This window comes from Streptomyces sp. NPDC091280, assembly GCF_044768565.1.
Classification (GTDB): Bacteria; Actinomycetota; Actinomycetes; order Streptomycetales; family Streptomycetaceae; genus Streptomyces.
This window is the reverse complement of the sequence record NZ_JBIVUZ010000005.1, coordinates 546,472-561,525: the sequence shown is the minus strand read 5'-3', so window position 1 is coordinate 561,525 and position 15,054 is coordinate 546,472. Positions and strand designations below refer to the sequence as shown.

At 71.3% G+C, this 15,054-nt stretch carries 10 protein-coding genes; 2 read left to right on the top strand and 8 right to left on the bottom strand.

What is annotated here, in order from left to right; genetic code table 11:
• Positions 1–16: 16 nt before the first annotated feature.
• The gene (locus ACIQPR_RS18660; RefSeq protein WP_403649232.1) at positions 17–2,011 is read left to right on the top strand and encodes a hypothetical protein; all 1,995 of its coding nucleotides are present in this window, start codon (positions 17–19) and stop codon (positions 2,009–2,011) included.
• Here ACIQPR_RS18660 and ACIQPR_RS18655 read toward each other — a convergent pair.
• Entirely contained in the window at positions 1,971–2,444 is a 474-nt protein-coding gene (locus tag ACIQPR_RS18655; protein WP_403649229.1) for a MarR family winged helix-turn-helix transcriptional regulator, read from the bottom strand. The genes ACIQPR_RS18660 and ACIQPR_RS18655 overlap by 41 nt on opposite strands.
• Positions 2,445–2,574: 130 nt before the next feature.
• Between ACIQPR_RS18655 and ACIQPR_RS18650 the strand changes: the two genes are divergently transcribed.
• The gene (locus ACIQPR_RS18650) at positions 2,575–2,988 is read left to right on the top strand and encodes an organic hydroperoxide resistance protein (RefSeq protein WP_019056748.1); all 414 of its coding nucleotides are present in this window, start codon (positions 2,575–2,577) and stop codon (positions 2,986–2,988) included.
• A gap of 70 nt (positions 2,989–3,058) precedes the next feature.
• On the opposite strand, the gene ACIQPR_RS18645 is transcribed toward ACIQPR_RS18650, so the two are convergent.
• The 7 genes from ACIQPR_RS18645 to ACIQPR_RS18615 form a co-directional block, all read right to left on the bottom strand.
• Positions 3,059–4,336: a hypothetical protein gene (locus ACIQPR_RS18645; RefSeq protein WP_403649226.1), complete on the bottom strand. Its 1,278-nt coding sequence runs from the start codon at positions 4,334–4,336 to the stop codon at positions 3,059–3,061.
• Complete coding sequence (locus tag ACIQPR_RS18640; protein WP_403649223.1) at positions 4,333–6,555, bottom strand: CDP-glycerol glycerophosphotransferase family protein; 2,223 nt, start codon at positions 6,553–6,555, stop codon at positions 4,333–4,335. Before ACIQPR_RS18640 ends, ACIQPR_RS18645 begins: the two co-directional genes overlap by 4 nt.
• Before the next feature lie 7 nt (positions 6,556–6,562).
• Entirely contained in the window at positions 6,563–8,749 is a 2,187-nt protein-coding gene (locus ACIQPR_RS18635; RefSeq protein WP_403649220.1) for a CDP-glycerol glycerophosphotransferase family protein, read from the bottom strand.
• 151 nt (positions 8,750–8,900) lie between these two features.
• Entirely contained in the window at positions 8,901–11,162 is a 2,262-nt protein-coding gene (locus tag ACIQPR_RS18630) for a CDP-glycerol glycerophosphotransferase family protein (protein WP_403649217.1), read from the bottom strand.
• A gap of 154 nt (positions 11,163–11,316) precedes the next feature.
• Entirely contained in the window at positions 11,317–12,225 is a 909-nt protein-coding gene (locus tag ACIQPR_RS18625) for a carbohydrate ABC transporter permease (protein WP_403649214.1), read from the bottom strand.
• Positions 12,222–13,562, bottom strand: a complete 1,341-nt coding sequence (locus tag ACIQPR_RS18620) for a carbohydrate ABC transporter permease (RefSeq protein ID WP_403649211.1) — start codon at positions 13,560–13,562, stop codon at positions 12,222–12,224. Before ACIQPR_RS18620 ends, ACIQPR_RS18625 begins: the two co-directional genes overlap by 4 nt.
• Positions 13,563–13,569: 7 nt before the next feature.
• Positions 13,570–14,955, bottom strand: a complete 1,386-nt coding sequence (locus ACIQPR_RS18615; RefSeq protein WP_403649208.1) for an ABC transporter substrate-binding protein — start codon at positions 14,953–14,955, stop codon at positions 13,570–13,572.
• Positions 14,956–15,054: the final 99 nt, after the last annotated feature.

Here is a 15,054-nt window from a genome sequence, read left to right as displayed (position 1 = left end):
GTACAAAATCGGCCACGTGGAGAGCCAAGGTGAGGGCGAGTACGGGCACGGGCGACGGACGCGTACGGAGGCCGTGGCCGTCGTCGTGCCGGTGGGCGTCATGCTCGCGATGGGGCTGTGGGGGCTCGACCGCGGCGGGATGTGGGGCGACGAGAGCGTCACGTTCCTCGTGGGCCGGCGCACGGTGCCGCAGATCTGGCGGCTGCTGCACGGCGTGGACGCGGTGCACGGCCTGTACTACCTCCTCATGCACGCCGTCCTCGCCGTCCACCCCGGCGAGGTGGTCCTCCGCCTGCCGTCGGTGTGCGGCGCGGCGGCGACGGCCGGCCTGGTCGCGGCCCTCGGGGTCCGACTGGCCCGTCCCCGGGTCGGCCTCTGGGCCGGTCTGCTCTACGCGATCACCCCGCTGACCGGCCACTACGCCCAGGAGGGCCGGTCCTACGCCCTCGTCGCGGCCGGAGTCGCCGGGGCGACGCTGCTCCTCCTGCGGGCGCTGGAAGGGCGGTCCTGGTGGCCGTACGGCGCCGTCCTCGCCGTGACCTTTCTGCTGCACGAGTTCTCCGTACTGGTCCTCTGCGCGCACGCGCTGACCCTGGCGGCGGCGCGGGTGCCCAGGGCGGTGTGGGCCGGCTGGGCGCGTGCGGCGGGCGTGGCGGGGGCGGTCCTGCTGCCGTTGGCGTGGGTGTCCCAGCGGCAGTCGGGGCAGGTGGCGTGGCTGCGGGTGCCGGACCGGGACACCACCGAGCGGCTGGCCCGCGGTTTCCTCTCCGTCACCCCGACCGGGGCCGTCTTCTGGACCTCGGTCCTGCTGATCCTGCTGGGCCTCGGCGCGGGACGGCTCGCGTCGGTCGCGCTGCCGCTGCTGGTGGTGCCGCCGGTGATCCTGCTGACGGTCTCGCAGTTCCGGCCGCTGTTCCACGAGCGGTATGTGCTGTACGCGCTGGCGGGGGCGCCGCTGCTGGTGGCGGCGGGGGCGAACTGGCTGGTGGGGATGGTGGGACGGCTGTGGCGGGCGAGTCTCCCGCGTCCGGAGCCCGCGCACGGGGCGGACCGAGCGGCGGTGATCGAACGCCGTCCCCAACTGGTCGGCGCCGCTGCCGCGAGCGGCCACCACTCCGGAACCGCGACTCGCCCACCGCTGCCTGGATTCGACCACGCGCCGGGAGCCGAGGCCCGTCCCCCGATGACCGGAACTGATCGCGCGCCCGGAACCGCCCCTTACCGACCGCTGACCGGAATCGACCGCACGCCCGAAACGGCGGCCCGTCCCCCGATGACCGGAACTGATCGCGCGCCCGGAACCACCTCTTACCGACCGCTGACCGGATTCGACCGCACGCCGGAAGCCGCAGGCCTCTCACCGAACCCCCTCCCAAGCCGCCTTCCGACCCCCCACCCCCCGAAACCTCCCGCCCGCACCCCCCACCCCCCGAAACCCCTCGCCCGCACCCCCCACCTCGTCACCCTCGCCGGCGTCCTCGCCCTGGCCGTCCCCTTCCTCCACGGTCTTCCCGCCTACCGTGGCGACCGTCTGGCGGCTCACCGTCCCGAGAATCTCGCCGAGGTCTCCGCGCTGGCCGGTCGTGAGCTGCGGCCCGGGGATCCCGTGCTCTTCCTGCCGTCGTTCTGGCGGGTGACGGAGTTGGCGTATCCGGGGCCGTTCGCCGGGGCGCGGGACCTGGCGCTGGCGGAGTCGGGGGCGCGGTCCGGGACGCTGAGCGGGCGCGAGGTGGCGCCGGCGGAGCTGGCGGCGAGGCTCGCCGGGGTGGACCGGGTGTGGATCGTCGCGCAGTCGAATCTGCTGCCGTCCCGCTGGGTGCCCGGGGACCCGGTCGACCGGGTCAAACTCACCGTCGTGGACGGGGAGTTCGCGCGTCGGCGGCAGTACGTCAGCGGGCGCGTGAAGCTCGCCCTCTACATCCGCCGCATGCCTCCGCAGGACATGGCCGCGGCTGTCCCGGGGCGCGGGGTCACGCCTCTTCCAGCGCCGCCGAGTCCAGCGCCCCGGTGAGTTCGTCGAGCTGTGACCGCAGCGCGCGGATCTCGTCGACGCCGAAGCCGGTCGCGCCGAGGATGCGGCGCGGTACGTCGAGGGCGCGCTCGCGCAGGGCGAGGCCCTCGTCCGTGAGCCGTACCTCCACCGAGCGCTCGTCGCGGGCGCTGCGCTCACGCCGTACCAGACCGGCCGTCTCCAGGCGCTTGAGCAGCGGGGACAGGGTGCCGGAGTCGAGCCGCAGGTGTTCGCCGAGCTTCTTGACGGGCAGTTCGCCGTGCTCCCACAGCACCAGCATCACCAGGTACTGCGGGTAGGTGAGCCCGAGATCCTTGAGGAGCACGCGGTAGACCCCGCCGAAGGCGCGGGACGCGGCGTTCAGGGAGAAGCAGATCTGCTGGTCGAGGCGGAGCCAGTCGGTGGTGGGGGAGCCGGCGGGAGTGGTGGTCATGCTCCCAGGATAGCGCGAGCGGGCCATTTAGTTGTGCACAATTGAATTGTGTGCTCTAATTATCGCCGTGAGGCGGTCCGGACACCCGGGCCGGTCACCCCCGCACAGACTTCCGAGAGGGATGGTTTCCATGGACGCGATCTACACCGCCGTAGCCACCGCCACCCACGGCCGTGACGGCCGCGCGGTCAGCAACGACGGCAAGATCGACCTTCAGCTCGGCATTCCGGTCGAGATGGGCGGCAACGGCCAGGGCACCAACCCTGAGCAGCTGTTCGCCGCCGGTTACGCCGCCTGTTTCGGCAGCGCCCTCGGTCTCGTCGGCCGGCAGGCGAAGGTCGACGTCACCGACGCGGCCGTGACCGCCGAGGTCGGCATCGGCAAGCAGGGCGAGGGCTTCGGCCTCAAGGTCACCCTGCGCGTCGAGCTCCCCGACACCGTGGACGAGGCGACCGGCCGCAAGCTGGTCGAGACCGCCCACCAGGTCTGCCCCTACTCGAACGCGACCCGCGGCAACATCGAGGTCGACCTCGTCATCGAGTAGTCGTTACGGTACGAAGCTTCCGCGACCCCGGCGACGAGCCCTGATCACCTCGTCGCCGGGGTCGACCGCGTCAGCGCACCGGCTGGGCCCGTTCCCCGAGCCCCTGGCCGGGCAGCGGCACCGGGGCGGCGACCGCCTTCCCCCGCACCACGCTCTCCAGCAGCAACGGCACCCCCACCACCGGGAGCAGCCACACCAGCACGACCAACCGCCCGCCCCACACACTGATGTCGGGATGCGCGGCCTGGGTGAGGACCCCGGTGAACGCGGCCCCGATGGCGAACGCCCCGAACACCGGCCGCCGCAGCGCACCCCACAGACCGGCGCCGAGCGCCGCCGCGAGCACCGGCTGCCACAGCTGCTGCCGGGTCCACTCCAGCCAGAAGTTCGCCTCCAGATGCAGGAATTCGGGCCACAGCCGGGCGCGGTCGGGGCGCGCGTAGTGATCGGTCAACAGGTCCTGGAGGCTGTCGGTCTGCGACGGGTAGTGCAGAACTCCCGCCACCAGCAGGGTTCCTACGGCCGCCGCCGCGCCGAGCCCCGAGACCACCGCCCACTCCCGCCGCCGCTCCCGCCGCCGTACGGCGACCAGCGCGCCCGCACCGGCCAGGCACAGCCCGAGGAACAGGGCCTGCGAGTGCTTGACCGTGAAGAGCAGCAGCAACGAGCCGCCGACCAGGGTGAGTCCGGCACGTGTACGGCGTTCCGTCGACACCAGCGCGCAGCCCCACAGGGCGGCCAGTGTCAGCGCCATCATCAGGCCCTCGGTCATCGGGCGCATCGCGGTCGTCCCGCACGGCAGGACGTAGTAGAGGGCCTGTCCGGTCAGCGCGATCGGCACCGACACGGACAGCGTGCGCAGGATCAGGAACACGAGGATCCCGCCCGCCACGGTCAGGACGACACTCGACGTCCACAGCCCCCACACCGGCCCGAGCAGCGTGACGAACGGCACCAGGAACACCGGGTAGCCGGGCCGCACTTCGAAGATGCTCATGAACCGCTCGGGCATGAACGGCGTGATGAACCCACCGCTGTTCCCGGCCCGCAGCTGCGCGTCCACCACCCGCCACTGGTCGGCCCGGCACTTCTTCGCGACCCGCGCGGCCGGGTCCTTGCCGTGGAAGGCCAGCACGTCGACGCTCTGGTCGCGCCGCGCCGTCTCGCCCCTGCTCGCGCAGTAGTAGTCGATGGTGACGGTCGCCGCCTCGTGCTTGCTCGCCCCGCTCAGACTCAGCGCGTACGAAAGGTAGTTCTTGGTGTCGGGGGTGTCCCGGCCGGTGACGTTGGCGAGTTGGAGCACCGCGAACACGGCGGCCAGCAGCAGCACCCACGTGCGGGGCCTCATGAGGACGCCAACTGGTCGTGAACGGCGGCGGGGGCGGGCACGCGCGGCGCGGATCCGTCCGCCGGCCGCCAGTCGTCCTCGCCCAGCAGCAGGGTCCGTACGACCCGCTCGGCGGCCCTCCCGTCGTCGAACTCGCAGTAGCGCGACCGGAATTCGCCCCGCAGCCGGGCCGAGTCCTCGTCCCGCCAGGCGCCCGACGCGAACAGCCACGCCAACTCCCGGTAGGAACCGGACACATGGCCCGGTGGCGCGGCGGTGACGTCGAAGTAGGTGCCCCGGCTCGCCGCGTACGCCTCCCGGTCGTCGGTGTGCAGGACGATCGGCCGGTCGAGGTTGGCGTAGTCGAACATCAGGGCCGAGTAGTCGGTGACCAGCGCGTCGGAGGCCAGCATGACGTCCTCCACGGACGGTTCGTCGGTCGCGTCGACCAGGACACCCCGCCGGTGCAGATCCGCGAGCCCCATGCCCCGCGCGGGCCCGGTCGACAGCGACGGATGCAGCCGTACGACGAGGGTGTGCGCCGGGCCGAGATCCTCCGCGAAGCGGGCCAGGTCGACGCGGTCGACGTGGCCGCTGCGCACGTACTCGCGGCGGGTCGGCGCGTACAGCACGACGGTGTGGTCGGCGGGGATGCCGAGCCGCTCCCGAACGGCCTTCTGTCCTTGGGCAGTTGCTCCGACGAGGACGTCGTTGCGCGGGCTGCCCGTCCGCGCCGAGGCGAAGTGGCACGGATACGCCCGCTCCCACACCAGCTCCGAATGCCGGTTGGCGACCAGGCTGTGGTCCCAGCGGTCGGCGCGGCGCAGCATCTGCGGCACGTCGACGCCGTAGCGGGCACCGGGCTTGTCCAGCAGGTCGGCCGCCATGTGCTTGAGCGGGGTGCCCTGGTGGGTGTGGATGTGGACGCTGCCGGGGCGTTTGGTCAGGGTGCCGGGCCAGTTGACGTTGTTCACGAAGTACTGGGCCCGCGCGGTGACTTGGTGATAGCGCGGGGTGTTGAGGAGCACGTGCTCGACGTCCGGCGGCAGCAGCGCGGCCTGTTCGGCGTCCTGGACGACCCACACGCCCCGCAGGTGCGGGGCGATCTCCCGCGCCTTGAAGTACACGGCCGCCGGGTCGCCGAGGACCCCGCGGTGCGAGAACGCCGAGTACACGACGAGGCCGGGGTCGAGCGGCCTGCGGGCGTGCAGCGCGCCCCAGCCGCCCTTGACCCGCCCGGCCGCCGCCCGGCGCGCCTGCGACGCCCGCCGTCCGAGCAGCCGGCCGGCGCCCGCCGCCTGCCGCCGGACCAGGTACCGGGCGTAACTCCCTTCCAGGACCCGGACTTCGGGGTCCACCGGCCCGCCCGCCGGCTTGTGCTTGGCGAACAGTTCGGCCGTGCGGCGGAAGAACTCCGCCTTGTCGGACGGGGGCAGCCGGTCCGGTTTGCCGAGGATGTCGAGACAGTGCTCGCCCATCTTGCGGTGCAGATAGGGGCGCCAACTCGCCAGCTCCGGGCGGGAGTCGACGAACGCGAAGACCCGCTCGTACTGGTCGTGGACGTCGAAGTGCTTGCGGCTGGTGGTGGACAGGATGTTGCCCTGCCGCCGCTGCCGGTAGTTGAGGCAGATCCGGTCGAGGGTGGCGATCCGCTCGGCGCTGAGCAGCACCGGGAACGTCCAGGGCGTGTCCTCGTAGTAGCCCGGCGGGAACTCGAAGGCGTGCTTGTGCACGAACTCCCGCCGGTACACCTTGTTCCACACGACCATCAACAGGTCGAGGATCTCCGGGTGTTCGGCGACCGTGAAGGTGTCGTCGACCTCGGTCAGGACGTGCGCGAGGACGTTGCGGCGGGTGCCGCCCCACCAGTAGGCGCGGGCGTAGTCGAAGACCAGGACGTCCGGGTCGCCGCTCGCGTCGAGCCGGTCGGCCATCGCGCGCAGGGCGCCCGGGGTGAGGGTGTCGTCGCTGTCGAGGAAGAACAGGAAGTCGCCGGTGGCCAGGGGCATTCCGGCGTTGCGGGCACGGCCGAGGCCGACGTTCTCCGGTAGGTGCAGCACCTGTACGCGCGGGTCGCGGGCCGCGTACTCGTCGAGGATCGCGCCGCAGCCGTCCGGCGAGCGGTCGTCCACGGCGATCACCTCGATGTCCCGGTAGGACTGCTCCAGGACCGAGTCGAGGCACTCGCGCAGAAAGCCCTGCACCTTGAAGACGGGGACGATGACGCTGAAGCGGGGCACTTCGGGTTCAGCTCCTTACGAGGGTGGCGGCGGGGGCCGGGACGCGCTCCGTGAGCGGGACCACGGGCGGGAGGGCCTCCGGCGGCTCACCGAGGAACACCCGCCGTACGACCCGCTCGGCGGCCAGCCCGTCGTCGAACTCGCAGAACCGGGACCGGAATTCGGCCCGCAGGGCACGGGACCGGGCCCCCGCGTACGAGCCGTCGCGGAACACCTGGGCCAGCTCCTCGGGCGTGCGGGTCACCGGGCCCGGCGGGGTGGCCATGAGGTCGAAGTAGACGCCCCGGGTCTCGCGGTAGACGTCCCAGTCGTCGGCGTACACGACGATCGGCCGGTCGAGGTTGGCGTAGTCGAACATGATCGACGAGTAGTCGGTGACCAGCGCGTCGGCGGCCAGGCACACGTCCTCGGAGGAGCGGTGCCCGGTCACGTCGATGATCCGGCCGGAGCTTCCCGCCCGGCCCTGGTCGTAGAAGTAGTGGGCGCGCAGCAGCACGACCACGTCCTCGCCGGCCGCCGCGCAGAAGGCCTCCAGGTCGAGCCCGGTGTCGAAACCTGTCCGGTAGTCGCGGTGGGTGGGCGCGTACAGGACGGCCGTCTTTCCCTCCGGGACCCCCAACTCCCGGCGCACGCGCGCCACTTCGTCGGCGGTCGCCGTGCAGTACACGTCGTTGCGCGGATAGCCGTACTCCAGCGCCTCGTAGGAGCCCGGGAAGGCGCGCTCCCACATCTGGGTGGAGTGCCGGTTGGAGGAGAGGTTGTAGTCCCAACGGTCCACCCGGCCAAGGAGCTTGGCGAAGCTGCCGGTCGCGGCGGCCACCACCGGGTACGTCGACTGGTCGACGCCCATCTTCTTCAGCGGGGTCCCGTGCTGGGTCTGGACGTGCACGCTGCCGGGCCGCTTGACGACGCCCTCCGCGAAGTTGGCGTTGTTCACCAGATACGTGGCCCGTGCCAGCACCTGCCAGTACTTCCGGCTGCCGATGACGGCGTGCTCGACACCCTTCGGCAGGGCGTCCACCGCGTCCGGCTCCACCAGGAACACCGAGCGGATGTGCGGGGCGAGTTCGGCGGCCTTGGCGTGGATCGCGGCCGGGCTGCACGCGTAGCCACGGCCCCAATAGGCGCAGTAGACCGCCAGGTCGGGGTCGAGGGGGCGGCGCAGGTCGCGGGCGTAGCGCAGCCGGGTACGGAGCATCCGGGGGCGCGGAATCCGTTCGGCGGTCCCGGAGGCCGAGCGGTTGGCGCCGCGCAGCGCCCGGAACGCCGAGTACGCGCCCGACGCCAGCAGCCGGTGCTGCACGCCCACACTCCCGCCCGGGGCGCGGAAACCGGCGGGCCGGTGCGCGCGGTACAGCCGCCCGGCCCGCCGGAAGAAGGCGCGGCGCCCGGCGGGAAGGCGTTCGGGGCGGGAGGCCGTCTTCAGCACCACCGCGAAGAGCTGCTCGAACAGGGCCTCGGACAAAGGGCTGTCGGCGGCCCGGGCCAGCACCATGTCGACCTGGTCGAGGAGTTGGTGGTGGTGCGCGCCCGGCAGGTTGAGCCGGCTGCCCTGTCTGCGCAGCAGATGCCGTACGACGACGGAGCGCAGGACCGCGACCCGCTCGGCGGCGACGGTGACCAGGCCGCCCCAGCCGAGGTCGGTGAACGGGCCCTCGGGGAAGGCGAGTCGGTGCTCGCCGAGGAACGCGCGGCGGTAGGCGGCGCTCCACGCCGGGAGCTGGACGCCCGTCAACCGCGGTGCCTGGGACGGGGAGAAGACACCGGGCGGGCTCTGCGCGAGCAGCGGCGCCGCCGGGTTGGTGGCCTCGCCCTCCCACCACGGGGTGCGCTCGTGCTCGAAGTACAGGACGTCGACGTCACCGGTGCTGGTGAGGCGGGCGTCCAGCGCGGCCAGCGCGCCCGGGGCCAGGGTGTCGTCGCCGTCCAGGAACAGGACGTAGGCGCCGGTCGCCGTCCGCAGGCCGGTGTTGCGTGCCCCGCTCAGGCCCGCCGAGGGTGGTGAGTGGACCGGGGCCACCCGGGAGTCCCGTCCGGCGTGGGCGTCGGCGACGTCCGCTGCCGGGGAGTCGGGGGCGTCGCAGACCGGGATCAGCTCGAAGTCGCCGTAGGACTGCGCGAGGACCGAGTCCAGGGCCTGGGAGAGCCGGCCGGCGACCCCGTGGGACGGGACGATGATGCTGAAGCGGGGCATTCTGTTCTTTCTCCAGTGGTCCGGAGGGGAGCTGTCCGGGTCAGTGCGCGCGGCGGCCGGGGCGCCCGGTGGGACGCCAGGTGGACGGCCTGGTCGGGGTGGGCCGCGAGGGGCTTGAGGGCATGTGAACTCCCCTGTGTGGGAACGGCGTTCAGAGGCGGTCGGTGACGGGTCGGGACGCGGTGGGCTGCGGCACGGTGGCGAGCGGGGGGCGCGTGAGGCTCGCGGCGGCCGACGGCACCGGGTGGCGCTCGGCGAGCGGGACGACCGGCGGCAGCTCCCGCTCGCCCAACACGATGTGGCGTACGACCCGTTCGGCGGCGCGGCCGTCGTCGTAGGGGCAGAAGCGCTCGCGGAACGCGGCGCGCAGCTGGGCCGAGCGGGAGCCGCGCCAGTGGTCGGTCGCGAAGATGTCGATCAGTTCGTCCTCGCTGCGCGCGACCGCGCCCGGCGGGAAGGCCCGCAGGTCGAAGTAGGTGCCGCGGGCCGCCTCGTAGGCCTCCCAGTCGTCGGCGTGGATGACGATCGGGCGGTCGAGGTTGGCGTAGTCGAACATCAGGGACGAGTAGTCGGTGACCAGCGCGTCCGAGGCCAGGCAGAGCGATTCGACGCTGGGGTGGTCGGTGACGTCGATGATCCGGCCGGACGCGGAGGCGGCGAGCGGGCCCTCGTGCCAGTAGTGGGCGCGGGCCAGCACGACGAAGCGCGGGCCGAGGCGGCGCAGGACCCGGTCGAGGTCGAGGTGGGCGCGCTGGACGCGGCGGTAGTCGCGGTGGGTCGGCGCGTAGAGCAGCGCGACGGCGTCCCGGGGGATGCCGAGGGACTCGCGCAGCCGGTCCACGTCGGCCGAAGTCGCCTGCTGGAACACGTCGTTGCGGGGATAGCCGTAGGCGAGCGTGGTGTAGCTGCCGGGGTAGACCCGCTCCCAGGTCAGGGTGGTGTGGCGGTTGGGGGACAGGACGTGGTCCCACTTGTCGACGCCCTTGAGGAGTTCGCCGAAGTCCATGTCCCGTGCCGCGGCCGGGCGTTCCTGGAGGTCGAGGCCCATGTGCTTGAGGGGGGTGCCGTGTTGGGTCTGGATGAGTACCTGGCCGGGGCGCTTGACCAGCCGGCGGTCGAAGTTGACGTTGTTCACCAGGTACTTGGAGCGGGCCAGCGCCGTCCAGTAGGCGACCGTGTTCGGGCGCAGTCTGCGGGTGGCCGCCGGGATCGTGTGGTGGTGCTCGGGGCGGGCGATCCACGCGGTGCGGATGTGCGGGGCGTGGGTGCGGAACGCGGTCTCCAGCGCGCCCGGGTTGCAGCTGTGGCCGCGCCCCCAGTAGGCGGCGAACACCGCGCGATCCCTCAGCGGGAGCCGGAGTTGGACGCGGTAGTGGAGCTGGAGGACGGCCGCTCTGAGGTTGCGCAGCAGCTTGGCGGTCAGCTTGACCGCCCGGCGCCGCCAACTCATCGCCCGCTGCACGGCCCGGAACGTGCGGTGCACGCCGAAGTGCACGAAGGTGTGCCGCATCCGGGTGCGCAGCGGGACCGGGGTGCCCGGGATGCGGTAACGGCGGTAGTGGGCACGGGCCTTGCGCAGGAACTCGGCGCGGGTGCCGCGCGGGAGGCGGTCCGGCTTGGTGAACACCGTCGCGAGGTGGTCGACCATGCGGCGGAACAACACCGGCCGCCACTGCGCGAGTTCGGGGCGCGCGTCGACGAACGCGAAGACCCGGTCGTACTGGTCGAAGACGTCGAAGTGCTTACGGCTGGTGGTGCCGAGGATGTTGCCCTGGCGGCGCTGGCGGTAGTGGACGCAGACCCGGTCCAGGGTCGCGATCGTCTCCGCCGCCATCAGCACCGGGTAGGTCCACGGGGTGTCCTCGTAGTAGCCGGGCGGGAAGGCGAAGCCCTCGCGCTCGACGAACTCCCGGCGGTAGGCCTTGTTCCAGGCGACCATGATGACCCGCAGCAGCCCCGGGCGGTCCTCCAGGCGGAAGGGGGCCGGGCCCTGTTCGGTCAACTGGGCGGCGACCTTGTTGCGTTGGGCCTCCCCGGACCAGTAGGTGCGGGCGTAGTCGAAGACGAGCACGTCCGGCTCGCCGGTCTCCTTGAGCCGGTCGGCGATCGAGCGCAGCGCGTCGGGCGTGAGGGTGTCGTCGCTGTCGAGGAAGACCAGGTAGTCGCCGGTGGCCTGCTCCAGACCGGCGTTGCGGGCGCGGCCCAGGCCCTGGTTCTCGGGGAGGTGCACGGCGCGTACCCGGGCGTCGCGGGCCGCGAACTCGTCGATGATCGCGCCGCAGGCGTCCGGCGAGCAGTCGTCGACCGCGATCAGCTCCAGATCGGGACACGACTGGGAGAGCACCGATTCCAGGCATTCGTGCAGGTACGCCTGGACCTTGTACGCGGGGACAATGACACTGAACCTGGGCAAGGGACATCCATGGGTCGGTCGGCGCGGGCGTTCTGCCCGGGAACGGCCGATGGAGTGACTTGGTTACGCCCCGTACGGCATACGGGGGACGCGCGGTGAACGCGAAGGGGCGGCCCGGTGACGGACCGCCCCTTGAACTATGTGTGTTTTATGGCTATTTGACCGCGCCCGCCATGACACCGGACACGAACTGCCGCTGGAACGCGAAGAACACGGCCAGCGGGATCACCATGGAGATGAACGCGCCGGGTGCCAGCACGTCGATGTTGTTGCCGAACTGGCGTACCTGCGTCTGGAGTGCGACCGTGATCGGCTGCGTGCTGGACTTGGTGAACACCAGCGCGACCAGCATGTCGTTCCACACCCACAGGAACTGGAAGATGCCCAGGCTCGCGATGGCCGGACCGCCGAGCGGCATGACCACGCGGGCGAACAGGCGCAGTTCACCCGCGCCGTCCAGCCGGGCCGCCTCCAGCAACTCGCGCGGGATCTCCGCGAAGAAGTTCCGCAGCAGGAACACCGCGAACGGCAGCCCGTACCCCACATGGAACAGGATCACCCCGAAGATGGTCCCGAACAGGCCGATCCTGCCGAAGAGTTCGGCGATCGGGATCAGCGCCACCTGCACCGGCACCACCAGCAGGCTGACCACCCCGAGGAACCACCAGTCGCGGCCCGGGAACTCCATCCACGCGAACGCGTAGCCCGCGAGCGCGCCGATCACCACGACGAGGACGGTCGCCGGGACGGTGATCAGCACGGTGTTCCACAGCGAGCTGGTGATGTCGCTGTTCTCCAGCAGCGTCCGGTAGCTGTGGAAGGTGAGTTGGGAGGGCTGGCTGAAGACCTTCCACCAGCCGCTCGCGTTCATGTCCTCCGGGCTGCGCAGCGAGGACAGCAGCAGCCCGATCGTCGGCACCAGCCAGAACAGGCCGACGACGATCAGGAACACCCGGACCAGCCCGCCGCTCGCCGCCGCCGCGAGCCGCCCGCCGAGCGACTCCCGCGCCTTCACGGCCCCAACAGGGCCTGTCCCACGCAGAGTTCCGGCATCCGTGGTCATCGCCGTACCTCCCGCCTGAGCCGGCGCACATTGAAGAGCATCACCGGGATGACCAGCAGGAGCAGGAACACCGAGATGGCGCTGGCGATCCCGGGCTGGCCCTCCGAGAAGCCCTTGCGGTACAGCTCGAGGGCGAGCACGTTGGCGTCGTCCTGCGAGGAGCCGGGGGCGATGATGAACACCAGGTCGAAGATCTTCAGCACATTGATCATCAGCGTGACGGCGACGACCGCGAGCACCGGCGCCAGCAGCGGCACCGTGACCCGCCGGAACACCTGCCACTCGTTGGCGCCGTCGACGCGCGCCGCCTCCAGCAACTCCCGCGGCACACCCGCGAGTCCGGCCGCGATCAGCACCATCGCGAACCCGGCCCACATCCACACGTACGACCCGATGATGGCCGGTGTCACCAGCGACGGGCCCAGCCACTCCACACCGTTGTACGGCTGCTTGAAGTTGCCTGCCGGGAGCAGGAGCCGGGCCCCGTCGGCGCTCGCGGGCAGCGTGAAGGTGCCGTCGCCCGCCGCCTTGGTCGAGGCGACCACCTTGCCGTCCTTGACGGCCTCGATCCGCATCCCGCCGTAGCCGAACTCGGACGGGTCGACCGCGCCCAGCCTGCCGACGCCCTTGCCGCGGGTGAAGTCCTGCCAGGTCGTGCCGGTGATCTTCCCCGGCTCGGGCTTCGCGGCCACCGCCTTCTTCGCGCTGTCGGGCAGCTGGTCGGGGGCGACGCCGACCAGCGGGAGCGTGACGCTCTGGCCGGTGCGGACCGTCGCCGCGGTGATGAAGCCGCCCTTGTCCGCCTTGAGCGGGGACTGCCGGCCGGGGTGGGCGTTGGGGAACGCCGACGAGGAGACGAACGTGTCGTGGACGCCGACCCACACCGCGTTGGCGACGCCCTTGTGCGGGTCCTGGTCGTAGACGAGACGGAAGATGATGCCGGCGGCGAGCATCGAGATCGCCATCGGCATGAAGACGACCAGCTTGAACGCCGTTCCCCAGCGCACCCGTTCGGTCAGCACCGCGAAGATCAGGCCGAGGGCGGTGGCGACCGTGGGCGCGAAGATCACCCAGATGATGTTGTTCTTCAGGGCGGTGCGGATGCCGTCGTCGGTGAACAGGGCCTTGTAGTTGTCGAATCCGGCGAAACCGTCACCGGCCTGGTTGCCGAAGCTGCGGACCAGCGAGTACCCGATCGGGTAGACCACGAGCGCGCCCAGCAGCACCAGGGCGGGCAGCAGGAACAGCACCGCCACCGTCCTGCGGGTGCCGGTCACGCTCTTGCGACCGCGGGGAGGGACGGAGGCCCCGGGGGCCTCCGCCGCTGCCGATGCCATCGCCGGATCAGCTCCCGCTCGCGTACGCCGCCGCCGCGTCCTTCTCCAACTGCGCCTGCGTGCCCGCGATGTCCGTCGGGTTCTTCAGGAAGTCCTGGAGGTCCTTCCACTCGCCCTTGCCCGGGGTGCCGCCGAAGGACTGCGGGGCCTGGTCGGACATGTCGAAGCGGAAGTCGTCACCGGCCGCGATCAGCGACTTGGCGATCGTCCGCTGCACCTCGTTCGGGTACGCCGAGTCCGGCACGTTCTTGTTGGGGGACAGATAACCGCCCAGCTTCGCCTGGATCGTCGCCGCGTCCGGCGAGGCCAGGAACGTGGCCAGCGCCTGCGCCGCCTTGGAGTCCTTCAGGATCACCGCCGCGTCGCCGCCGGAGACCACGGGCGCCGTCGAGCCCACCGACGGGAACGGGAACACCTTGGCGTCCGTGCCCACCTTCGCCTTGGTCTCACCGATGTTGACCTGCACGAAGTCGCCCTCGTACACCATCGCGGACTTCGGCTGGTCGCCGCCGGTGAAGGTCTGCGTCACCGACGCGGGGAACTCCGTCTGGAGCGCGCCGTCCTGACCGCCCGCGATGTACGCCTTCTTGCCCCAGATCTGCGCCAGCGTGGTCAGCGCCTCCTTCACGGAGGGGTCCGTCCACTTGATCTTGTGCTGGGCGAGCGCGTCGTACTTCTCCGGACCCGCCTGCGACAGATACACGTTCTCGAACCAGTCGGTGAGCGGCCAGCCGTCCGCGCCCGCGATCGAGAAGGGGGTGACCCCGGAGTCGTAGACCGTCTGCGCGGTCTTCAGCAGCTCCTGCCAGGTCTTGGGCTCCGTGGCGCCCGCGTTCTCGAAGACCTTGGCGTTGTACCAGATCAGCGACTTGTTGGCGGCCTTGTAGTACACGCCGTACTGCTTGCCGCCGACCTTGCCGATGTCCTGCCAGCCCTGCGAGTAGTTCTTCTGCAACTCCGCCAGCGCCTCGGCGCCGAGCGGCTTGGCCCACTTCTTGTCGACGGCCTGTTTGATGGCGCCGGGCTGCGGGAGCATCGCGACGTCCGGCGGCTGGCCGCCCGCGATCTTCGAGCCGAGGAAGTTGATGATCGGGTCCTGCGCGGGCACGAAGGTGACCTTGGCACCCGTGCGCTTCTCGAACTCCGCGAGGACCGTCTTGAAGTTCTTCTGCTCGGCGCCGGTCCACACGGCGGCCACTTCGAGGCTCTGGCCGTCCAGCTTGGGGAGGGTCACCGTGCCGGCGCTCTGTGCGGGGGTGCTCGACGTGCCGCTGTCCTTCTTGCCGCCGCTGCCTCCACAGGCGGTGAGCGAGAGCGCCAGTGCCCCCGCGGCGACAACTGCCGCTGTGCGTACGGTGGTACGTGTCCGGATGGTGCTGCTCGTGCTGCGCATCACTGCCCCGTTCTTCGTTCCTCGTCGAACGCTCGAACGCTTCCGTGCGCACTGGTCTACGCCCGGTACTTGAACGCGGCAAGATGGCGTCCGCTGTCA